Raw genomic sequence first — 21694 nt, 5'->3', positions numbered from 1 at the left:
ACCTCGGGGTGAGGCTGTAAGCCGAGGGGCAGCGCCCCTTACCCTGCCCCACAGGTTTCCCGCTCCGCATTTTGCAAATTTGCAAAACCCTTTTGGGAAACTGCCCCTTTTCACTGCATGAATGCAAGGCTAATTTGCCCCCAGATTTATTGGGAGAACACTCATGGAAAAACTTGGTCACTGGATCAATGGTCAACTGGTCGACGGCACATCAGGCCGTACCGCTGACGTTTACAACCCCGCCACCGGCGAAGTGCAGGCACAGGTTGCCCTGGCCACCAAAGCCGAATTGGACGCCGCTGTCGTTGACGCAGCCAAAGCGCAAAAAGCTTGGGGCGCCACAAACCCGCAAAAACGCGGTCGTGTGATGATGGCTTTGGTGCATCTGATCAACCGCGATATGGACAAGCTGGCCGAAGCGCTGTCGCGTGAGCACGGCAAAACCATCCCTGACGCCAAAGGCGACGTTCAGCGCGGTTTGGAAGTGATCGAATATTGCATCGGTGCCGCCCAAATGTTGAAGGGCGAATTCACGGATTCCGCGGGCCCCGGCATCGACATGTATTCCATGAAACAGCCTCTCGGTGTTGTGGCCTCGATCACCCCGTTCAACTTTCCTGCGATGATCCCGCTGTGGGGCATGGGCCCTGCGCTGGCCTCCGGCAACGCGATGATCCTGAAACCATCCGAGCGTGACCCATCGGTGCCTTTGATGCTGGCCGCTTTGTGCAAAGAAGCCGGTCTGCCTGATGGTGTGTTGCAGGTGATCAACGGCGACAAAGACGCGGTGGATGCGATCCTTGACAATGAAACCGTGCAAGCGGTGGCCTTTGTGGGATCCACCCCGATTGCCCATTACATCTATTCGCGCGCCACAGCCAACGGCAAACGTGCGCAATGTTTTGGTGGCGCGAAAAACCACATGATCATCATGCCTGACGCAGACATGGACCAAGCGGCCGATGCGCTGATTGGCGCCGGTTTTGGCGCGGCTGGCGAACGCTGCATGGCGATCTCGGTGGCGGTTCCTGTAGGCGAAGAGGCGGCAAATGCGCTGCGTGAACGTCTGATCCCACGCATTGAGAAGCTGAAAGTGGCACCTTACACCGCTGGCGACGACGTGGATTACGGCCCCGTTGTGACCTCTGCTGCCAAAGAAAACATCCTGCGTCTGATCCAGACCGGTGTGGACCAAGGGGCCGAGCTGGTTGTGGACAACCGCGACTTTAATCTGCAGGGCTATGAAGACGGGTTCTTTGTCGGGCCACACCTGTTCGACAATGTGACCACCGACATGGACATCTATAAGCAAGAGATCTTTGGACCGGTTCTGTCGATGGTGCGCGCTGAGACTTACGAAGAAGCGATCAATATGGCGATTGACCACGAATACGGCAATGGCACCGCGATCTATACCCGTGACGGCGACACCGCGCGTGACTTTGCCAACCGGATCAACATCGGTATGGTCGGCATCAACGTGCCAATCCCTGTGCCATTGGCTTATCACACCTTTGGCGGCTGGAAAAAGTCGGGCTTTGGCGATCTGAACCAGCACGGACCAGATGCGTTCAAGTTCTATACCCGCACCAAAACCGTGACCTCGCGCTGGCCATCGGGCATCAAAGAAGGTGGCGAGTTTAACTTTAAAGCGATGGACTAACCCCTTTCGCTAAAGCGTTTCGAATTGAACCAGAAACAGGGATCAGTCGAAACGCCTTAACCCAAAATTTAAACGCCCCGAGCATTTGCTTTGGGGCGTTTTTTTGTGTCATGCGGCCTGCGGACGGTTTTCTGGCGCCAAAGCACAACCTGAAAGTGATTAAATTCCGGGTCAAAGCACCGAATTTCCTTTCATATCCCCACAAGTTAATTGCATTTAGCAAGATTAACCCGTAATATTTTTATATAAATCAAGAATATAGTCGACACAGCCTCTCACTAACCTTTAGGATGTAAGAGCAACCTAAAGTAGTGCTTTGTAACGAGACCTGTAACATGCCCCACGGTATTTTCTACCCTGCAAGCCAGCTGATCTATTTGCGCCTCGAAGGGGCGCTGGATGTGATGCGCTTGAAAAAAATCCTGCCATCGCTGCGCGACACGCTGCAGATCAATAGCGAGTTTGACACCTTTATCGACCTGTCTGAAACCACGGATATCGAAAGCTCTTATGCTTCGATCTCGGCATTGGTCAGCACAACAGAAGCACTGTATCGCGCCCATCCCGTGCCGCGCAAATATGCGTTTTGGGCGCCGGGGGATCTGGCGTTTGGCACCTGTCGGATGTTTGAGCAAATTGCGCAAGACCGCCTCCCGTCGGAGTTTTTGGTGAGCCGGGACGCCGCAGAGGCAATGTCTTTTCTGGGGCGCCGCGAAACAACGGTTCCCATGTTGATCACCGCATTGAACGACGAACGCGATGATGCGCAAGCTGGGCCGTCAGCCCCCTTGGCCGGGTCGACAAACGCGCCGTTCAGGTCGCTGTCCGCCCCGCTGGAAGAGATGCTAAATATGCGTCGACGCTGTCTGCCTTAACGCCAATAAAACCAAGGGCGTCGCGTTCCGATCGAAACACCTGAATCTTTTCGCGAAGCACCCCTTCGGCGTTTTGTTCAAACAGGCGCCCAAGGACAAATCCCACCGGGCTGTTGGCGAAAATGGCGCTGTGTTGGGGCGACGGGGTATCTTGATAGACGCGCGCCTGCATATTCACCAGTTCCTTGACCCCATCCGCCGCGCGATCCACCGCCTCGATCCCTCGGGTGTCTGTCAGGCAATTATACCCCGTGGGCACCGAAAACTCATACATCCACTCTGCCATACGCGCCGCCAAAGATGTGATGGAAACCGTCCCCCAAACGTGAAGGTAAACCAGTTTGTGGTCTGGGAAATAGGTCACAGATTGCGGCATGGGCGGTCCCAACAAGGTGAGCAAAAAGGAAGTGAGCCGTGGTCAACACCCCCTATAATAGAGTATTTTGTGGCAACCGTACAGGCCATGGCAATCGTACAGGCCATGGCAATCGTACAGGCCATGGCAATCGTACAGGCCACTGCGTGCGGCGGGCGCACACCACGCCAACCACCATTGCTTGCCCCCTTCACAAAATCCTGCAAAGCTGAAACCGCGAAGGGTTGCGGCGCTTTTTGGGCGGCAAAACGGCATGAAAAGGGGGGGCACATATGGCACATCAGGAACCACCGTTCACCATTGGCGTCGAAGAAGAATACCTGTTGGTGGATCGCGATAGTCTTGAGCTGGCCCGCGCGCCAAATGAAATGATGCAGGACTGTCTGGCGGAACTTGGTGATCAGGTCAGCCCGGAATTTTTACAGTGTCAAATTGAGATCGGCACCAAGGTCTGTGAAGGCGTTGGTGAGGCGCGCGAGGATTTGAAACACCTGCGTGCCGGCGTGTCCAAACACGCCGCGAAATATAACCTCGCGCCGATTGCCGCCTCATGTCACCCGTTTGCCGATTGGAAAGATCAGCACCATGTGGACAAGGACCGTTACAACGATCTGCGCCGGGATTTGGCCGGGGTGGTGCGGCGGATGTTGATTTGCGGGATGCATGTTCATGTGGGGCTGCCCACCCCGGACACGCGCATCGATGTGATGAACCAACTGAGTTATTTCCTGCCGCATTTGCTGGCGCTGTCGTCCAGTTCGCCGTTTTGGCAGGGCGAAGACACGGGGCTGGCCAGTTACCGTCTGAGCGTATTTGACAATCTGCCCCGCACCGGTTTGCCGCCACATCTGAGCAGTTGGTCGGAATATGAACGGTCGGTTCAGGCGTTGGTGGACATTGGCGTGATTGAAGACAGTTCCAAGATTTGGTGGGATTTGCGCCCCTCGGCCCGGTTTCCCACATTGGAGGCGCGGATTTGTGATGTGCAACCGCGCCTTGAACACACCCTGTCGCTGGCCGCTTTGATCCAGGCGCTGACCCGGATGTTATGGCGGCTGAAGCAGCAAAACCAACGCTGGCGCACCTATGACAATTTCCTGATTTCTGAAAACCGCTGGCGCGCGCAACGCTATGGCACCACGGCGGGGTTGATTGATTTCGGGTTGGGGGAGATCACGCCCTTTGATCAGCTTCTTGATGAGATGTTTGAGCTGACCGCAGAAGATGCCGAGGCCTTGGGATCCACCGCCGAAATTGAAGCCGCGCGCGAGATTTTAACCCAGGGGACCTCGTCTGAACGGCAGCGCGCCGTTTACGTGAACAGTCTTCAGGCCGAAAAGCCGGTGAATGAGGCCTTAAAAGACGTGGTGCGCCATCTGATTGAAGAATATCACGCGGATTTATAGGGCGTTCCAAGCCGCGAGCGACAAGTGACGTAGGGGAAAATGACAGGCCCGCCGTGCTGTCTTTGTCCCTCTTGAAAAACTCCTGTAAGAATTGCGCTGTATAGACGGTTCTGAACATTTGCGGACGGGAGAAGACAGCATGGATTTCGCGCTTTCCGAGGAACAAACCCTCATTTTTGATATGGCCAAAGGCTTCGGCGAAGAGAACATCGCGCCTTACGCTGAGAAATGGGAAGCCGAAGGCACGATCCCGAAAGAGCTGTGGAAAGGTCTGGCGGAACTGGGCTTTGGCGGGCTGTATGTGTCTGAAGAATATGGTGGATCTGGCCTGACGCGTCTGGATGCGACATTGGTGTTTGAGGCTTTGGCGATGTCCTGCCCCGCGGCGGGATCGTTTCTGTCGATCCACAATATGTGCGGCGGGATGATCGACAAATTCGGCAAGGAAGAGGACAAGCAGAAATGGCTGCCTGATCTGTGTTCGATGGAGAAAATATTCTCTTATTGCCTGACCGAACCGGGGTCAGGATCGGACGCAGCCGCCCTTAAAACCCGCGCGGAAAAGACCGAAGGTGGCTATGTGATGAACGGCAACAAAGCCTTCATTTCGGGCGGCGGGTATTCCGACGTTTACGTCACCATGTGCCGCACCGGCGACGACGGCCCCAAGGGGATTTCGACCTTGGTTGTGGAAGACGGCACAAAGGGTCTGAGCTTTGGCGCCAATGAACGCAAAATGGGCTGGAAAGCCCAACCCACATCGCAGGTTCAATTCGACGATTGCGCGGTCCCGGCCGAGAACCTTTTGGGCGAGGAAGGCAAAGGCTTTTCTTACGCAATGGCCGGCCTTGATGGCGGACGTTTGAACATTTCCGCAGGGGCATTGGGGGGCGCACAAAAGGCGCTGGACCTGACCCTGCAATACATGGGCGAACGCAAGGCCTTTGGCAAAACCATCGACCAATTCCAAGCGTTGCAATTCCGTCTGGCGGAATATGAAACCCGCCTGCAAGCGGCGCGCACTTTCCTGCGCCAAGCGGCGTGGAAGCTCGACAACAAAACCCATGACGCGTCAAAGTTTTGCGCCATGGCCAAGCTGATGGTCACCGATGCGGCCTTTGATGTGGCCAATGGATGTCTGCAATTGCACGGCGGCTACGGCTATCTGTCTGACTATGGGATCGAGAAGATTGTCCGTGATTTGCGGGTGCACCAAATTCTGGAAGGCACCAATGAAATCATGCGCTTGATCGTTGCCCGCCAACTGTTGACTGAACGCGATCGCGGCTGATGGCGGACATTTCTATTCGAAAATCTGGCAAGGCGGGGCGGATCACTCTGACCCGCCCAGACGCGTTAAATGCGCTAAGCTATGAGATGTGTTTGGCGATTGATGAGGCCCTGATTGCATGGGTCGATGACCCTGACGTGCATTTGATCATCATTGATGCCGAAGGGGATCGGGCGTTTTGTGCGGGCGGTGATATTCGCGAGATTTACGACATCGGAAAATCCGGCGATCACAGTCGCGCGCAAGCGTTTTGGCGCGATGAATACCGCATGAACGCGCGGCTTTATGAATTCCCCAAGCCGATTGTCAGCTTTATGCAGGGCTTCACCATGGGCGGCGGTGTGGGCGTTGGCTGTCATGGGTCGCACCGCGTCATGGCGCGCTCGTCCCGCATGGCGATGCCGGAATGTGGCATTGGTCTGGTGCCGGATGTGGGCGGGTCGTTGATCCTTGCCCAAGCGCCCGGGCATCTGGGCGAATACATCGGCATCACCGGGGCGCGACTGGCGCCGGGGGATGCCATTCACGCCGGATTTGCCGACCATGTGATCCCGCAAGCCCAGTGGCCTGCGTTGATTGCCGATCTGGAACGGACGGGGGATCCGAGCCATATACATGAGGCGGAAATCCCGCCCATTCCCGGCAATCTCTCAGCGATGCAGCCAATGATTGATGCGCATTTTGGCGGGCGCAGCCTGCCGGCCATCATCGCGTCACTGCGCGCAGAAGACAGCCAGTTTGCGACCAACACCTTGGAGCTGCTGGAGCGGAACTCGCCGCTGTCGATGGCCTGCGCGGTCGATATCATTCACCGTTTGCAAGACGAAGGTCATGTCCGGCCCGCGCTGATGCTGGAATACCGGTTTGTCTATCGCGCGCTGGCACAATCGGACCTGATCGAAGGCATTCGGGCGGCGGTGATCGACAAAGATCGCGCCCCGAACTGGAAACACACGCTGGACAATTTGCCGCCTGACGCGGTGGACAATATGCTCGCCCCTTTGGGCGACAAAGAACTGAGTTTTTAAGGAGAGAACGCCATGAAAATCGGATTTATTGGACTTGGGAATATGGGTGGCCCGATGGCTGCAAATCTTGCCAAAGCGGGGCATGAGGTCACGGGTTTTGATATGGCAGATGTGGCCATTGACGGCGTGAGCATGGCCGACACCGGGGCGAATGCTGTCAAAGGCGCGGATGTGGTGGTGACCATGTTGCCCAACGGCAATATCCTTCGTGCGGTGGCCAATGAGATTATACCGGTGATGGAAAAAGGCGCAGCTTTTGTCGATTGCTCAACCGTTGACGTGGAAAGCGCGCGCGCGGTGGCAAAACAGGCCGTGGCGGCCGGGCTTTTGGCGGTGGATGCGCCGGTGTCCGGCGGCGTTGGCGGGGCCGCTGGCGGCACGCTGACCTTTATGGCAGGTGGCTCGGCAGACGCCTTTGCCAAGGCTGATCCGCTCTTTGACATTATGGGTCAAAAAGCGGTGCATTGCGGGGAAAGCGGTGCGGGCCAAGCGGCAAAAATCTGTAACAATATGATCCTTGGAATCACCATGGCCGGCACCTGTGAAGCCTTTGCTTTGGCGGATAAATTGGGTCTGGACCGGCAAAAAATGTTTGACGTTGTGTCGACCTCATCTGGTTACAGCTGGACCATGAACGCCTATTGCCCGGCGCCCGGTGTGGGGCCAGCCTCGCCCGCTGACAACGACTATAAACCCGGCTTTGCGTCTGAGCTGATGCTCAAGGATTTGCGCCTGAGCCAGCAAGCCGCAGAAGCGGTGGATGCGGACACCCCAATGGGTCAACGCGCGACCGAGCTTTACACGGATTTCGTTGAGGATGAAGACGGCTTGGGCATGGATTTCTCAGCCATGCTGCCGCGCTTTGAAAAACGCGGCCGCGGCTAACAGCCCAAATTCAGTCGCAAACCCAAGCAAGGGGGCGCTGCCCCCTTGTACCCCCGAGGTATTTTCAGCAAGAAAAAGGAAACGCTGCGTATCGGCTTTTTTCTTGTCTTAAATATCCCCGCCGGAGGCATCCCCCATGAGCTGGACCCAAGACACTTTGGATATCGCGCAACTGGAAGCGCCCGCGCGGGCATTACTGGACACATTGTCGCCGATGTCCGTACCCAAAGGGGCGGTGCTTTTCTGCCCCGGTGAGGCGGTGAAAGGCTATGTGTTTGTACTCTCTGGACAGGTCGATGTTAATCTTGTGGGGCCAAATGGGCGCGATATTCTGCTCTATCGGGTCGCGCCGGGGCAAAGCTGTATTCAATCCACATTGGGTCTGTTGGGCGGCGAGGATTACACTGGCGAAGCCACTGCAGAGACAGCAACAAAAATGGTGTTGATCCCACGCGATGTGTTTTTTGCACTGATCGACAGCTCACCCAAGTTTCGCCGTATGGTGTTTGGGGCCTTTGCCGACCGGATGCAGGCGATGATGCAACTGATTGAGAATGTGAGTTTTATGTCGGTTGAGGCGCGGTTGGCGGCCCTTATTCTGGACCGGGCGGGGCCGGACAATTGCCTAAAGATGACCCAAGCCGAGATTGCCACCGCCATTGGCACCGCGCGCGAAGTTGTGTCGCGACGCTTGGACAAAATGGCGCAGGCGGGCTTGGTTGGCCATGAGCGCGGCACGGTGATTGCGTTAAACCGCGCGGAGCTAGAGGAGTTGCGGCGCGGGCCTGCGATGTAACGGCGGTCTCTAAAATCCATTTCTGTGTGACAGGGTCACATGCCTTTCTGCGCGCGCCGTCTTAACACTGGGGCAACAGACAGAAAGGACAATCTCATGTTTAAGAAAAACGCTGGTTCCATCGACCGTATCCTTCGCATTGTCGCAGGTTTGGCCCTGATCGGTTGGTACGCATTCGCAGGCGGGCCGATTTGGGCGCTGATCGGTATTGTGCCATTGGTCACAGGCCTGATCGGCAGCTGCCCGGCCTATTCGCTTCTGGGCATCAAGACCTGCAAGCTGAAACAGTGACTTGTTTTCGATTTCGCAACCTTTGCCTTGTAGAACGGATTTAGGTTGTAACAAGTGATTGGGGGCCAGGACATTCCAGCCCTGACCCCCACTAAGGTTTGCGTCTTTTGAAGTAGAGAGTGCGGCGGGGAGATCATCCCCGCCTTTTCTATTTCGTGATGATCTCTGGTCCCATCAATGTGGTTGGCAACCAAGTTGAGAGGAACGGAATATAGGTCACCATGATCAGGAAGACGAAGAGCACGGCGAGGAACGGAAGGGCCGCTTTCACCACTTTCATCATCGGCATCCCGGCCACGCCAGAGGTCACAAAAAGGTTGAGACCCACAGGTGGTGTGATCATGCCGATCTCCATGTTCACCACCATGATGATGCCAAGGTGGATCGGGTCCACGCCAAGCTCAATCGCGATGGGAAAGACCAGAGGCGCGACGATCACGATCAGGCCCGAGGGTTCCATAAATTGACCACCGATCAGCAGGATGATGTTCACGATGATCAGGAACATAATCTTGCCAAAGCCCGCCGACAGCATCGCGCCTGCGATTTGTTGTGGGATCTGCTCATCGGTCAGAACATGCTTTAGGATCAGCGCGTTGGCGATGATGAACATCAGGGTGATGGTCAGCTTGCCCGCATCAAACAACGTCTTGCGGGTGTCTTCGTGGAAAAAGGCTGTGATCAGCGCCTGTGGCTTTTGCAACAGCGTCTTTTTACCCTCACCTTTGTCCGCCAAGGGGCCCATATCGCGGTAGATGAAGGTCGCAACAAGAAAGGCGTAGACCGAGGCCACAGCGGCGGCTTCTGTTGGGGTGAAAAGCGCGCCGGTGATGCCGGGAATGCCGTAGATGCCAACCATGATGATCACGATCAGCAAAAGCCCCCAGACCGCGTCTGAAAAGCTGGCGAACACCTCTTTCCAGCCGCCGAACTCGCCTTTTGGCATATTGCGGATGGTGGCGATGACATAGATGGCGATCATCAGCATGATGCCGGCCAACAGCCCGGGAATAACGCCCGCAAGGAACATCCGGCCCACGGAAACTTCGACCGCCGAGGCATAGACCACCATCACGATGGAAGGTGGAATGAGGATGCCCAAGGTGCCCGCGTTACAGATCACGCCCGCGGCGAAATCTTTTGAGTACCCCACCTGTTGCATCGCCGCGATGACAATGGTCCCGATCGCCACAACCGTCGCCGGGCTTGACCCGGACAAGGCGGCAAACAGCATACAGGCAAAGACACCCGCAATCGCCAGACCGCCGCGCATATGCCCCACACAAGCGATGGAGAAACGGATGATCCGCTGCGCCACGCCGCCGGTTGACATAAAGCTTGAGGCGAGGATGAAAAACGGGATCGCCAGAAGGGTATAGTGCCCCGCCTGGGCCTGATAGAAACTTTGCGCAACTGACGCCAGCGAGGTTTCAGAAAAGAGCAAAAGGAAGATGATCGAGCTCATCCCCAGCGACACCGCAATCGGCACGCCGAGCATCAAGAACCCAACAACCATTAGGAAAAGAAAGAGTACATCCATGGGTCAGGTCCCTGATTTTGTATGTTCGGTGGCATCATGGTCGGCTTGCAGCTGTTCGATCTCATCTTCCACTTCGTGGCTGACGATCAGGCTGTCTTGCGCCCCGGTCCAGATGCGGATCGTGGCCTGCACAAAGCGGAAAAGCAAAAGCGCCGTGCCAACGGGCAGGATGATATAAGGCACCACACGCGGCAGCTTGTCATAGGTCTCACCGTAGTTGATCCAGTCTTCCAAGAAACGCAGGATCCCCGGCATCGGCACCTGATCGGTGATGTAAAAGCTTTGCCCGCGGGTCTGTTCAAACCCGGTGGGAAACCAGCGACCAGAGGTGCGGCTGAGTTCGGCATAAGGCGCCCAGTAATCCCACGCGCCTTTCAAAAGCAGGAAGGAATAGACGATGCAAACGGCCCCTGCCATCAACGCCACGGCCTTGCGCCAGCCCGGCGACATGATGTTGGTCAGCGCATCCACCCCAAGATGGGCGGTGACTTTCACGCCGTAGCTCACGCCCAGCAAAACCAGCCAGGCAAACAGGATCAACGTGACCTCCAGCCCCCAGATGATAGAACTGTTGAACAGATAACGCAGCACAACATTTACAAAGGTGATCATCGTCATCAAGCCCAAAAGCAGCGCAATCGCCGTCTCTTCGAACCCGTGTTTTAGTGTGGATGAATGGCTCATCTGTCCCCTCCCCTTACGTCGCCTGATGCGGCGGGGTGCAACTATCGTGCAGGAAATTTTTGTCGGATATTCAAGAGTGTTCGGGGCCCGCGCGTGGCAGGCCCCGGAAGGGATGCTTAGTGCATTCCGTTGATTTTTTGCGCAGCTTCGATGTTTTCGGCGCCGACGTCGCCTTCAAACTTCGACCAAACTGGCTTCATCGCGGCAACCCAGGCCGCGCGCTGTTCAGCGGTCAATTGGCGCACGGTGCTGCCGGCATCGATGACAGATTGCTTGGCGGCTTCATTCACAGCAAAGGCTTCGCCGTTGCGGGTTTTGGACACTTCGCTCATGATGGTGGACAGCTGGTCACGCACATCGGCGGGCAGACCTTCCCACCAGTCAACATTGGTCACAACGAGGTAATCAATGATGCCGTGGTTGGTCTCGGTCACGCCGTCCTGAACCTCAAAGAACTTTTTGCCGTAGATGTTCGACCAGGTGTTTTCCTGACCATCCACAACGCCGGTTTGCAGCGCGCCGTAAACTTCGGAAAATGCCATTGGCTGTGGGCTTGCCCCGATGGCTTCCATCTGTGCCACCAGCACGTCCGAGGTTTGAACACGGAATTTCAGGCCAGCCGCATCCGTCGGCAGCTCAAGCGGTTTGTTGGCTGAAAACTGCTTCAGACCATTGTGCCAGAACGCCAGGCCCAACAGACCACGACGGGTCATGCTTTCTTTCATCGCCTGACCGGTTTCCGACTGTTGGAACGCATCCACAGCATCCATGTTTTTGAACATGAACGGCAGGTCAAAAATGCGGAATTTCTTGGTGAAGGCTTCGAATTTCGACAGGCTTGGCGCGGCCATCTGAACGTCGCCTTGCAGCATCGCCTCAAGCACTTGGTTGTCGTTATAAAGGGTCGAGTTCGGGTACACTTCCATGCACGCCTTGCCGTCCATCTCTTTGTTCACACGGTCCGCCAGCAAAGACGCCGCGATCCCTTTGGGGTGCTTGTCGGCGTTGGTTACGTGGCTGAACTTGATCACAATCTCGCCGTCGTCACAGGCGGCGTTTGCGGTGCCCATTGAAACGGTCAGGGCCAGCGCAGATGCGGCCATCGTAAGGAATTTCATGTGGTGTCCTCCCAGACAGAATATCTTCCTACATCCCGAAACGGATGTTGGGGCTATTGGGCCATGTGGGATGAGGCTGACCAAGGGGCAAGTTAATGTTAGCGATATCGGTTGTTTTTTAGGTTCGATTACAAAGACTTGTCGCGCCTATTTTTGCGGCACCAGTGATGAAAAAACAGCAGATGAGTGGATTTCCGCACAGGGAACAGACAGGTTGTGCGGATTTCCGCACAGGTGAGGGATTCGGGGGGGCGACTCAGTTGAGGTGATTCGGCACTTCAGCGAAACTCACCGGCAGGACACCGACAGCAGACGCACCTGCATTGCGAGGGAAATATCCCTGGGCCCACTCACCCCCGATAATCCTCCGCCTTAATCCCATGCCGCGCGAGCTTGTCGTAGAATGTCTTGCGGGGGAGTTTTAGCTCTTTGGCGGTGGCGGTTGCCCCGCCCGCGTTACGACGCAGCGCCTCGATCAAAAGCGAGCGTTCCACTTGGGCGAGCTGTTGGGCAAGGCCCGGGCGCGCCTCGTCGCCCTCTTCAATATCGCCAAGCCCCAGCCCCATCGCAAAGCGCATCGCGGTGTTCATCAGCGCGCGCGCATTGCCGGGCCAGTCTTGCGCCATCAACTGTCCGATCACCTCTTGGCTGATCTCGGGCGGGGTCAATGCCGCCTGTTCGCTGGCGATCGACACGTAATGGCGAAACAGCACCGGGATGTCGTCTTTACGCTCGCGAATGGCCGGGATGCGCACGCGCAGCACGTCGAGTTTATAATAAAGGTCGGGGTTAAACCGCCCCGCCTCCACCTCGCCCGCAAGGTCGCGGTAGGTGCCCACGACCACCCGCGCGGTTCCCGATTTCTCCAGCAAGTTCAGCAGGCTATATTGCACTGATGCCTCAAGGGCGGCGATTTCATCCAAGAACAGCGTGCCGCCCTCGGCCCGTTCAAAGGCGGCGTCCAACGCCTCAGCCGTCAGGCCCGCGGCGGGCAATTTCACAAACGGGCGCATTGCCACGCCGGACAAAAGATGCACAACCTCAGCCACTTTTGCGGTGCCGGATCCCGGCTCGCCACAGATCAGAACTTCCGCTTGCGTCGCAGCCACAGACCTGACCCGCGCGCGCAAATCGTCGGCCTGCGTGCTTTCGCCAAACAGCAATCGCGAGGCCGCATCGCCCTTTTGTGCGTTGCGTTTAAGGGCGCGGTTTTCCAGAACCAGCCGCCGTGTGGCCAGCGCCCGTTCAATCACCGTCACCAGCGCGGCGGTGTCACAGGGTTTTTCAAGGAAATCAAAGGCCCCCGCATTCATCCCACGCACGGCCATGGGGATGTCGCCCTCCCCCGTCAACAAGATCACCGGCAGCTCGGCATCCACTTTTTGCGCCTGCGTGAGCAGTTGAAACCCGTCTTTGCCGGGCATCCGAATATCGCTGACCACCACCCCTTCGAATTGCTCCGACAGGTGGTCTTTGGCCTCGATATAGCTGCCGGTCAGGATCGCATGATAGCCCGCAAGGTCCAGCGTCTGGCCCAAAGCCTCGCGCACCATCGCGTCGTCATCGACCAAAAGCACCTTGCGCGTCTGGGATTGGGTCATGTTGCGGGTTCCTTATGTGTCGACGCGGACCAATATTCCAGCTCAACCGTGAACATCGCACCACTTGGCGCTTCCGTGGGCCCATCGGTGGGCGCATCAGTCGGCGCATTGGTCCCGCGAATGTTGCCGCCAAAGCTTTGCACCAAACCATAAGAGATCGACAGGCCAAGACCCATCCCCTCCTCCCCCACTTGTTTGGTGGTGTAAAAGGGGTCGAAAATCTTGTCGGTGTTGGTGATGCCAGGGCCGGTGTCGCGCACCGTCACCGTCAGCTTTTCGGCTTGTATCAAATTGATATCAATGCGTTTTTTATCCTGCCCGGCCATCGCATCCGCCGCATTGTTGATCAGGTTGACAAAGACCTGACCCAAACGCACCTCGCCGCCGATGGCGTAAACCGGGTGGTCCGGTGGGTGCCAGCCCAGCGTGATATCATCGCCGCGCAGACGTGCCCCGGTTAGCTCGACTGCGGCGTTGATCACCTGTGCCAAATCGACCTTGCCATGGGGTTCGCTTTCATTGCGAGCAAAGGCGCGCAGGTTTTTGATGATCCGATCCATCCGGCCGGCAAGTTCGGAAATTCGCAACAGATTGGCCCCCGCTTTGTCAGGCGCACCTCGGCTGAGAAACTGGGTTCCATTGTCGGCAAAGCTGCGGATTGCCATCAAGGGTTGGTTGAGTTCGTGGCTGATCCCGGCCGACATTTGCCCGAGGGCCGACAGCTTGCCCGCCTGCACCAAATCCGCCTGTGCCTGTTGCAAATCCGCATTGGCCTGGGTCAGGGCGGCGGTGCGTTTCACCACGCGGGCCTCAAGTTTGGTGTTGGCGGCGGCCTCAATCTCCAACCGGTCTGCCAACGCGCGACGCCGTTGCCCAACCACAAAAAACGCCCCCCCAAACAGCAGAAAAATTGCCCCGGTGATCACCGCAATCTGTACGCCCGCCCGCAATGCCGGGCGGCTGTCCAGCAGCAACTCCCCTTTTAAACCAACCGTCAAAAGGTCACGTTCCAGATGCAGCGCCTGTGTCGGCAAATATGGCCCGCCATCCAAACTCCACAGTTGATGACCACGCCACATATGCTGTTGAATGGCCATGAAATCATCCGCCATCCGGTCCGCCAGCACCAGTTCCGAGCGGTTGGTGACCAAAACCCGTCCCTTTGCATCAGAGAAGAACACGACCGCCGCGGACCCCGGCCAGTCATCCTCATATTTGCGGATGTCAATTTCGGCCACCACCGCGCCAATCACCCGCCCGTCGGGCGCGCGCAAGGGGGCGGCAAAGCTGAACAACCGCTTGGTTTCGCCTCTGGTCCCGGGACGGGTTGTGGCGACCTGTCCCAACGCGCCATTTAACGCGCGCACCACCGGAAGCGCGTCTGGGGTCCAGGGCGCGGGCAAGGCCACATTCTGTTCCGATCGGGCCAGTATATGCCCCTCGACATCCACCAATGCGAATTGCCGCGCGCCGGTCATATCCGTCAAGCGAGACAGGAAACTCACCGCATCGCTGCGCTCGCCCAGCCGGTCATTCACCGTGTAAAGGGCCGCACGCAGCACCGGGTGTTCAGCGGCGACAACCACCAGTTCACGATAGCGAAAGAGGTGGCGTTGCAACCGATCAGAGGCCAGCGCCAAATCGGTTTCGGCCCGTTCCGCCAAGGGATCCAGCGCATCACGCCACGCAAGCATGCCGACGCCGCCACTGATCGGCACCGCGATCAACAGGTAAAGCAAAAACCATCGAAACCGAAAAAGTCGCAACATGGGCAAGACCTTAAGGCGCCGCTCTTGCAAAGGCCAGCGGGTTTGGTGAATGTGCGGGGATGAAAAAACTGACCCAATCCCCCACCGCCGCCGATTTCGTGCAAGACCCATATGCGTTTTACGCGCGCGCCCGTAATGATGGCGATCTGTTCTATTGGGAGGACTACAAGATGCCGATGGCGGTCAGCCATGCGGCGGTCAGCACGCTGTTGCGCGATCGTCGCTTTGGCCGCGAACCTGTCGAGCCGCGCAAATTTCCCGCACATTTGGCCCCGTTTTATGCCGTTGAGGCGCACTCGATGCTAGAGCTTGAAGCCCCACGCCATACCCGCCTGCGTTCCCTTGTGTTGCGCGCCTTTACCTCGCGCCGCATTGCCGGGCTGGCCCCAGAGGTAGAGACCCTTGCGCATGAAATGATCGACGGGTTTCCGGCTGCGGGTTCCGGGGTTGAATTTGACCTGCTGCCCGCCTTTGCCACCCGCATTCCCGTGATCATCATCTGCCGCCTGTTGGGCGTGCCAGAGGCAATGGCGGATGATCTTTTGGCGTGGTCCAACGCGATGGTGTCAATGTATCAGGCGCGGCGCACCCGCGAGATTGAAAACAGCGCCGTGGCCGCAACCGAAGCCTTTGTCGCCTTCATGCGCGGCTATGTCGAAGACCGCCGGGCCGACCCGCGCGACGATCTGATCACCCAGTTGATCCAAGCCGAAGAAGGGGGGGAAAAGCTATCAACGGATGAGCTGATCACCACCTGCATCCTTTTGTTAAACGCGGGACATGAGGCGACGGTGCATGCAATGGCAATTGCGGTGAAAACGCTGCTCGAACACCGCACGCCCAAGACGGCGCTTGCCCCGGATGCCATTGATCAGACCGTTGAAGAAACCCTGCGGTTTGACCCGCCCCTGCATATGTTCACCCGCCATGCTTATGAAGATCTGGAGCTGTTTGGGCATTCCTTTAAGCGCGGCGATGAAGTGGGGCTGTTGCTGGCTGCGGCCAATCGCGATCCCGCCAATTGGGGGGATCCCAACCGCTTTGACCCCACCCGAAAAATCAAACAAAACAGTGCCTTCGGCTCTGGTGTGCATTTCTGCGTCGGCGCTCCTTTGGCGCGACTGGAGCTCGTGAATGCACTGCCGATCCTGTTTGATCGCTGCCCCAACCTGCGCCTGAGCCAGCCGCCGGACTATGGCAATGTCTATCATTTTCATGGGCTGACCCGTTTGATGGTCACGCGCTGACTTTTTGCCTTCGGCGAGGATATTTGGAACAAGAAAAAAGGGCCGCGCATTTTTCCTTGTCTTAAACATCCCGGGGTGAGCGAGCTTGCCTCGCGAGGGGCAGCGCCCCTAGCGCCGTTTCGAATAGGCAATTCAGATCGGCAATTCAGATCGGCAATTCGGTGGAAAACTTCAGCTCTTCCATCGACAACAGCGCGGTGACGTTGAAGATCCTCACCTCGGAAATCAGCGCCTGATAAAACACATCATAGGCGCGGGCGTTTTCTACGCGGACCTTCAGGATATAGTCGATTTCACCGGCGAGCCTGTGGGCTTCCATCACTTCGGGGCGTTCTTGCAGGGCCTTTAGGAACTTGCCTTGCCAATCGGCCTCATGCTCGGATGTGCGGATGAGTACAAAGAAGCAAGCCTCAAACCCGAGGCTTTCAGCGTCCAAAATCATGGTGTTTTGCCCGACCACGCCCGCTTCGCGCATTTTGCGAATGCGATTCCACACCGGCGTCTTTGACGAGCCGACTTTGCGGGCGATCACGTCCAGAGATTGGCCTGCGTCCACCTGAAGCTCGCGCAGAATTTTCTTGTCGATCTCATCGAGCCGAACAGACATTTCGATTTTCCTTACATTTCGAACCGAGCGTTCGCTTTGGGCAAAGAATCGGAACAAACGTCCTTATTGACCGCAGCTAATCGCAATTTCCTAGGAAAATGTCCTATATACACACGGAACGCAACTAGAAAGGACCGGCCCATGGCACGCCCCTTTACACCCAAAGTCGTAACCGCAAATGACCTTGTCTCTGGCGATGTGATTTATCTTGCTGTGGATGGCAGCTGGGTGCGCGAGTTGTGTATGGCCTTGGTGCTGAGCACCCAAGAGGATGCTGATGCGCGTCTGTTTGAGGCCGAAACCCAGCCGCATATCGCGGTAGGTGCCTATTTGGCAGATGTTAAGGCGGGCGATCACGGCCCGGTTCCCACCCATTTTCGCGAAGCGTTCCGGGCAAAAGGCCCGTCGAACCGCCCGCATGGAAAGCAAGAACGCAAAGAAGAGGTGCCCGCTCATGTATGATTATGCCGATTTCGACGATCACTTTGTGCGCACCCGCACCGCGCAGTTCCGCAAGCAAGTGGAGCGTCGCGTTTCTGGTGCTTTGACGGAAGACGAGTTCAAACCGCTGCGTTTGATGAACGGGGTCTATCTGCAATTGCACGCGTACATGCTGCGCGTGGCGATCCCTTATGGCTCGGTGAACCCGGATCAGATGCGCCAGCTGGCGTATCTGGCGGATAAGTTCGACAAAGGCTATGGCCATTTCACCACCCGTCAGAACATTCAGTACAACTGGCCAAAGTTGTCGGATATCCCAGATATGCTGGACGCTTTGGCGGATGTGCAGATGCACGCGATCCAGACCTCGGGCAACACCATTCGCAACGTCACCGCCGATCATTTCGCCGGTGCGGCCGCGGATGAGGTTGAAGACCCGCGCCCAACGGCTGAGCTGATCCGCCAGTGGTCCACCGACCACCCGGAGTTCCAGTTTCTGCCGCGCAAATTTAAGTTGGCCGTGACCGGATCGCCCGAAGATCGCGCCGTGACCAAAGCGCATGATGTGGGTATCCGCATTGTGACGCGGGGCGGCGACGTGGGCTATCAGATCATCGTTGGCGGTGGTCTGGGACGCACGCCTGTTGTGGGGCAAGTGCTGAATGAGTTTTTGCCACGGGCAGATTTGCTCCCGTATCTCGAGGCGATTGTGGCCGTTTACAACGTGCTGGGGCGCCGCGACAACAAATACAAGGCGCGCATTAAGATCACCACGATGGAAAACGGGATTGAGAAAATCCGCGAGCTGGTGGACGCAAAATTCGCCCAGACCCGCCCGCTGTTTTCCGGTGTGGATCAGGAGCATTTCGCGCGCATTCAGGCCAGCTTTCCGCAGCCAGCGTTCAAATCCGCGGACACCGGTGCCTATGATGCGGCGTACGCGACCGACCCCGGTTTTCGCAGCTTTGCCGACACCAATTTGGACACACACCGTGACGATCAGCACGCGATTGTGACGATTTCACTGAAAGCCCATGGCGAAACGCCCGGCGATGCCACGTCTGAACAAATGCGGGTGATCGCGGATCTGGCCGAGACGGTTGGGTATAGCGATCTGCGCATCAGCCACGAGCAAAACGTGATCCTGCCGCATGTGCATAAATCGGATCTGCCCGCGCTTTATGCCACCCTGCGTGCGCATGGGTTGGCGACGGCAAATGCCGGTCTGATTTCAGATATCATCGCCTGCCCCGGCATGGATTACTGCGCGCTGGCCACCGCCCGTGCGATCCCGGTGGCGCAGGATATTGCCACGCGGTTTGACGAACTGAAGCTGGAGCATGACATCGGCCCGATCAAGCTGAAAATCTCTGGCTGCATCAATGCCTGCGGGCATCATCACCTGGGCCATATCGGCATTTTGGGCTTGGATCGCGCCGGCGTTGAGAACTATCAGATCACCTTGGGTGGTGACGGTGGGGCGGACACTGTGATCGGCAAACGCACCGGTCCGGGCTTTGCCTATGACCAGATTGTACCGGCGATTGAGCGTATCCTGTTGGCTTATCTCGACCTGCGCGACGGGCCGGAGGAAACCTTTTTGGAAGCGCACCGCCGCCTTGGCGACGCGCCGTTCAAAGCCGCCCTTTATCCAGAGGGCGCTGCTGGGGGGAAATCTCATGCCGCTTGAAGCCCCCCTGCCTGCGTTAGAGGAGCGTGTTGCCGATCTGAACGCGCGCTTCAAACACCGCTCGGCCACCCAAGTGATGAGCCACGCGCTGACCGATCCTGAGATCGGGCCGCTGGCGCTTGTCTCTAGCTTTGGGGCGGAAAGTGTCGTGCTTTTGCATATGGTGTCGCGGGTTGATCGCAGCACCCCGGTGATCTTTTTGGACACGCAGATGCTGTTTCAGGAAACGCTGGAATATCAAGTGGATGTGTCCAAAAAGCTCGGCCTGACCGATGTGCGGACCATTCATCCGGACGCCGATCAGGTGTTCAAGCGCGACCCGGACAATATCCTGCATCTGGCAGATACCGATGCCTGCTGTAATTTGCGCAAGGTGGAGCCCTTGGCCAATGCAATCGCGCCATTTGACGGTTGGATCACCGGGCGCAAACGCTTTCAGGGCGGCAAGCGCGTGGATCTTGAGTTTTTCGAGATTGAAAATGGTCGCATCAAAGTCAATCCACTGGCCCATTGGGCGGCGGACGACGTGAAAGACTACATGATCAACAACCGCCTGCCCCGCCACCCGCTTGTTGGGCGTGGCTTCCCGTCGATCGGCTGTGCGCCGTGCACATCTGCGGTGAAACCGGGCGAAGACCCCCGTGCGGGTCGCTGGCGCGGGGCTGAGAAATCTGAATGTGGCATTCATTTTGTGGATGGCAAAATACAACGTATCGCCTCGTCACCCGAGCAGGGGGACTAGGCGATGCGGCACAACATAGAGATGAAGCGAATGTTTCGCCACACCGCCGCGACGCGGCAGTACGGCAAAACATTTTTGGTGCGTGTAGGAGCAGAGCAATGACTGTGATTGTAGTTGATACCGGCTTTGGTCCGGACACTTGGGAACATGGGTTTGCGGCGCGAGACGAGCGCGCCGCAAATGACCCCCGTGGGTTGGATCTGACATCTGACACCGACCCTGCTGATCTGGGCGATCTGATGTTGGGTGTGGCGGCGATCCGCATTGATTTTCCATCCTTTGCCGATGGGCGCGGGTTCACGCTTGCGCGGCATTTGCGCAACCTTGGCTATCAGGGGCGCCTTCGTGCCGCGGGCCATGTGATTTCGGATCAATACGCCATGGCGCGGCGATCTGGCTTTGACGAGGTTGAAATCTCGGACGCCTTGGCGGCGCGCCAACCGGAAGAGGATTGGGTGTACCGTGCAAACTGGCGTGCCTATGACTATCGGTCGCGGCTTGCAGGGCTTGCTCAGGCCTAGACCCCCCTTCGCTCACCACCTATATAACAACATGAAAGGCCGGGGTTTTCGCCCCGGTATAGCTCATGAATGAAGTGACATCTGTTATGGACGCTGAACCCAAAGTAAAAGCCGTACCCACCCTGCCGGACGCACAGACCGTGACCGAGGTGAAACATTACACCGACCGCCTGTTCAGCTTTCGCTGTACGCGCCCCGCATCCTTGCGGTTCCGGTCGGGTGAATTTGTGATGATCGGCCTGATGGGCGACCCTGATCCGAAAACCGGCAAACAAAAGCCGCTGTTGCGGGCCTATTCCATTGCCTCGCCCAGCTGGGATGAAGAGATGGAGTTTTACTCGATCAAGGTGCAAGACGGCCCACTGACGTCAAAATTGCAGCACATCAAAGTGGGCGACGAGGTGATCCTGCGCCCGAAACCCGTGGGCACCTTGGTCCATGACGCGCTGATCCCCGGCAAACGCATCTGGTTCTTTGCCACCGGCACCGGGTTTGCGCCTTTTGCGTCCTTGCTGCGTGAACCGCAGACCTATGAGGATTACGACGAGGTGATCATCACCCACACCTGCCGCGAAGTGGGCGAGCTGACCTATGGGCGCGATCTGATTGAGAGTTTGAAACACGACGAGCTTTTGAACGAAGTGATCGGCGACGGGTTCTGGAAAAAGATCAAATACTACCCAACAACGACCCGCGAAGAGAGCGCCAAGATGGGCCGGATCACCGACCTGATGCGCTCTGGCGAGGCGTTCAAAGATCTGGGGGTGGAACCGCTGAACCCCGACACGGATCGCGCGATGATTTGCGGCAATCTGGCCTTTAACCTTGAGCTGAAAGAGATGTTTGAGGAATACGGGCTGGAAGAAGGCGCCAATTCCAAGCCCGCGCAATATGTGGTTGAGAAAGCGTTTCTCGATTAAGGTTGAAAGCACCGCTTTCAACCAACAGGTGACAGGCGAATGCACCGCAATCGCCGAGAACCACCAAGGTTGAAAATCCCATTTTCAACCAACAGGCGCAGGTGATTTGCGAAATCGCCGAGAGCCGCCAAGGTTGAAAGCACCGCATTCAACCATCAGGTGACAGGCGAATGCACCGCAATCGCCGAGAGCCGCCAAGATTA

The 21694-nt window shown here is 57.2% G+C and carries 21 protein-coding genes; 14 read left to right on the top strand and 7 right to left on the bottom strand.

The window, feature by feature from the left end; all coding sequences use genetic code 11:
* The first annotated feature begins 163 nt into the window (after nucleotides 1–163).
* Both KKW20_RS06460 and KKW20_RS06455 read left to right on the top strand, forming a co-directional pair.
* Nucleotides 164–1663: a CoA-acylating methylmalonate-semialdehyde dehydrogenase gene (locus KKW20_RS06460; protein WP_214567057.1), complete on the top strand. Its 1500-nt coding sequence runs from the start codon at nucleotides 164–166 to the stop codon at nucleotides 1661–1663.
* A 335-nt stretch (nucleotides 1664–1998) separates the two neighbouring features.
* Entirely contained in the window at nucleotides 1999–2538 is a 540-nt protein-coding gene (locus KKW20_RS06455) for a hypothetical protein (protein ID WP_214567056.1), read from the top strand.
* Here the strand turns inward: KKW20_RS06455 and KKW20_RS06450 are convergent.
* On the bottom strand, nucleotides 2477–2914 hold the full coding sequence (locus KKW20_RS06450) for a hypothetical protein (RefSeq protein ID WP_214567055.1): 438 nt from the start codon (nucleotides 2912–2914) through the stop codon (nucleotides 2477–2479). The genes KKW20_RS06455 and KKW20_RS06450 overlap by 62 nt on opposite strands.
* Nucleotides 2915–3186: 272 nt before the next feature.
* On the opposite strand from KKW20_RS06450, the gene KKW20_RS06445 reads away from it, so the two are divergent.
* From KKW20_RS06445 to KKW20_RS06420, 6 genes are all read left to right on the top strand, one after another.
* Nucleotides 3187–4320, top strand: coding sequence for a carboxylate-amine ligase (locus tag KKW20_RS06445; RefSeq protein WP_214567054.1), 1134 nt, complete (start codon nucleotides 3187–3189; stop codon nucleotides 4318–4320).
* 139 nt (nucleotides 4321–4459) lie between these two features.
* Nucleotides 4460–5611, top strand: coding sequence for an acyl-CoA dehydrogenase family protein (locus KKW20_RS06440; RefSeq protein WP_214567053.1), 1152 nt, complete (start codon nucleotides 4460–4462; stop codon nucleotides 5609–5611).
* Nucleotides 5611–6639, top strand: coding sequence for an enoyl-CoA hydratase/isomerase family protein (locus tag KKW20_RS06435; RefSeq protein ID WP_214567052.1), 1029 nt, complete (start codon nucleotides 5611–5613; stop codon nucleotides 6637–6639). The genes KKW20_RS06440 and KKW20_RS06435 overlap by 1 nt, the downstream gene beginning before the upstream one ends.
* Nucleotides 6640–6651: 12 nt before the next feature.
* On the top strand, nucleotides 6652–7524 hold the full coding sequence (gene mmsB / locus KKW20_RS06430) for a 3-hydroxyisobutyrate dehydrogenase (protein WP_214567051.1): 873 nt from the start codon (nucleotides 6652–6654) through the stop codon (nucleotides 7522–7524).
* Between the two features lie 136 nt (nucleotides 7525–7660).
* On the top strand, nucleotides 7661–8320 hold the full coding sequence (locus tag KKW20_RS06425) for a Crp/Fnr family transcriptional regulator (protein ID WP_214567050.1): 660 nt from the start codon (nucleotides 7661–7663) through the stop codon (nucleotides 8318–8320).
* Between the two features lie 96 nt (nucleotides 8321–8416).
* Nucleotides 8417–8611 carry a YgaP family membrane protein gene (locus tag KKW20_RS06420; protein ID WP_214567049.1) on the top strand — a complete coding sequence of 65 codons (195 nt, stop codon included), beginning with the start codon at nucleotides 8417–8419 and terminating at the stop codon, nucleotides 8609–8611.
* Nucleotides 8612–8759: 148 nt separating this feature from the next.
* Here KKW20_RS06420 and KKW20_RS06415 read toward each other — a convergent pair whose 3' ends face one another.
* From KKW20_RS06415 to KKW20_RS06395, 5 genes are all read right to left on the bottom strand, one after another.
* Nucleotides 8760–10151 (bottom strand): TRAP transporter large permease, encoded by a 1392-nt coding sequence (locus KKW20_RS06415; RefSeq protein ID WP_214567048.1) that lies wholly within the window; start codon nucleotides 10149–10151, stop codon nucleotides 8760–8762.
* 3 nt (nucleotides 10152–10154) lie between these two features.
* Entirely contained in the window at nucleotides 10155–10835 is a 681-nt protein-coding gene (locus KKW20_RS06410) for a TRAP transporter small permease (RefSeq protein WP_214567047.1), read from the bottom strand.
* 116 nt (nucleotides 10836–10951) lie between these two features.
* Complete coding sequence (locus tag KKW20_RS06405; RefSeq protein WP_214567046.1) at nucleotides 10952–11953, bottom strand: DctP family TRAP transporter solute-binding subunit; 1002 nt, start codon at nucleotides 11951–11953, stop codon at nucleotides 10952–10954.
* A gap of 350 nt (nucleotides 11954–12303) precedes the next feature.
* The gene (locus tag KKW20_RS06400) at nucleotides 12304–13554 is read right to left on the bottom strand and encodes a sigma-54-dependent transcriptional regulator (protein WP_214567045.1); all 1251 of its coding nucleotides are present in this window, start codon (nucleotides 13552–13554) and stop codon (nucleotides 12304–12306) included.
* Entirely contained in the window at nucleotides 13551–15323 is a 1773-nt protein-coding gene (locus tag KKW20_RS06395; RefSeq protein ID WP_214567044.1) for a sensor histidine kinase, read from the bottom strand. The genes KKW20_RS06400 and KKW20_RS06395 overlap by 4 nt, the downstream gene beginning before the upstream one ends.
* Before the next feature lie 59 nt (nucleotides 15324–15382).
* Between KKW20_RS06395 and KKW20_RS06390 the strand changes: the two genes are divergently transcribed.
* Complete coding sequence (locus KKW20_RS06390) at nucleotides 15383–16570, top strand: cytochrome P450 (protein WP_214567043.1); 1188 nt, start codon at nucleotides 15383–15385, stop codon at nucleotides 16568–16570.
* Between the two features lie 145 nt (nucleotides 16571–16715).
* Here the strand turns inward: KKW20_RS06390 and KKW20_RS06385 are convergent, their stop codons facing one another.
* Nucleotides 16716–17177: an Lrp/AsnC family transcriptional regulator gene (locus tag KKW20_RS06385; RefSeq protein ID WP_214567042.1), complete on the bottom strand. Its 462-nt coding sequence runs from the start codon at nucleotides 17175–17177 to the stop codon at nucleotides 16716–16718.
* 141 nt (nucleotides 17178–17318) lie between these two features.
* Between KKW20_RS06385 and KKW20_RS06380 the strand changes: the two genes are divergently transcribed.
* The 5 genes from KKW20_RS06380 to KKW20_RS06360 all read left to right on the top strand — a co-directional run bounded on the left by KKW20_RS06380 (nucleotide 17319) and on the right by KKW20_RS06360 (nucleotide 21491).
* Nucleotides 17319–17639, top strand: coding sequence for a DUF2849 domain-containing protein (locus KKW20_RS06380; protein ID WP_214567041.1), 321 nt, complete (start codon nucleotides 17319–17321; stop codon nucleotides 17637–17639).
* A complete protein-coding gene (locus KKW20_RS06375) occupies nucleotides 17632–19308 on the top strand; it encodes a nitrite/sulfite reductase (RefSeq protein WP_214567040.1) in 1677 nt (558 codons plus the stop codon). The genes KKW20_RS06380 and KKW20_RS06375 overlap by 8 nt, the downstream gene beginning before the upstream one ends.
* A complete protein-coding gene (locus tag KKW20_RS06370; RefSeq protein WP_214567039.1) occupies nucleotides 19298–20050 on the top strand; it encodes a phosphoadenylyl-sulfate reductase in 753 nt (250 codons plus the stop codon). Before KKW20_RS06375 ends, KKW20_RS06370 begins: the two co-directional genes overlap by 11 nt.
* 98 nt (nucleotides 20051–20148) lie before the next feature.
* Nucleotides 20149–20571 carry a DUF934 domain-containing protein gene (locus tag KKW20_RS06365; protein ID WP_214567038.1) on the top strand — a complete coding sequence of 141 codons (423 nt, stop codon included), beginning with the start codon at nucleotides 20149–20151 and terminating at the stop codon, nucleotides 20569–20571.
* A gap of 65 nt (nucleotides 20572–20636) precedes the next feature.
* Nucleotides 20637–21491, top strand: a complete 855-nt coding sequence (locus KKW20_RS06360; RefSeq protein WP_214567037.1) for a ferredoxin--NADP reductase — start codon at nucleotides 20637–20639, stop codon at nucleotides 21489–21491.
* The last annotated feature ends 203 nt before the right edge of the window (nucleotides 21492–21694 follow it).

The organism is Aliiroseovarius lamellibrachiae (assembly GCF_018599245.1).
Taxonomy (GTDB): Bacteria; Pseudomonadota; Alphaproteobacteria; order Rhodobacterales; family Rhodobacteraceae; genus Aliiroseovarius; species Aliiroseovarius lamellibrachiae.
Note: the sequence above shows the minus strand (reverse complement) of the source record. Positions and strands in the feature narration are given on the sequence as shown.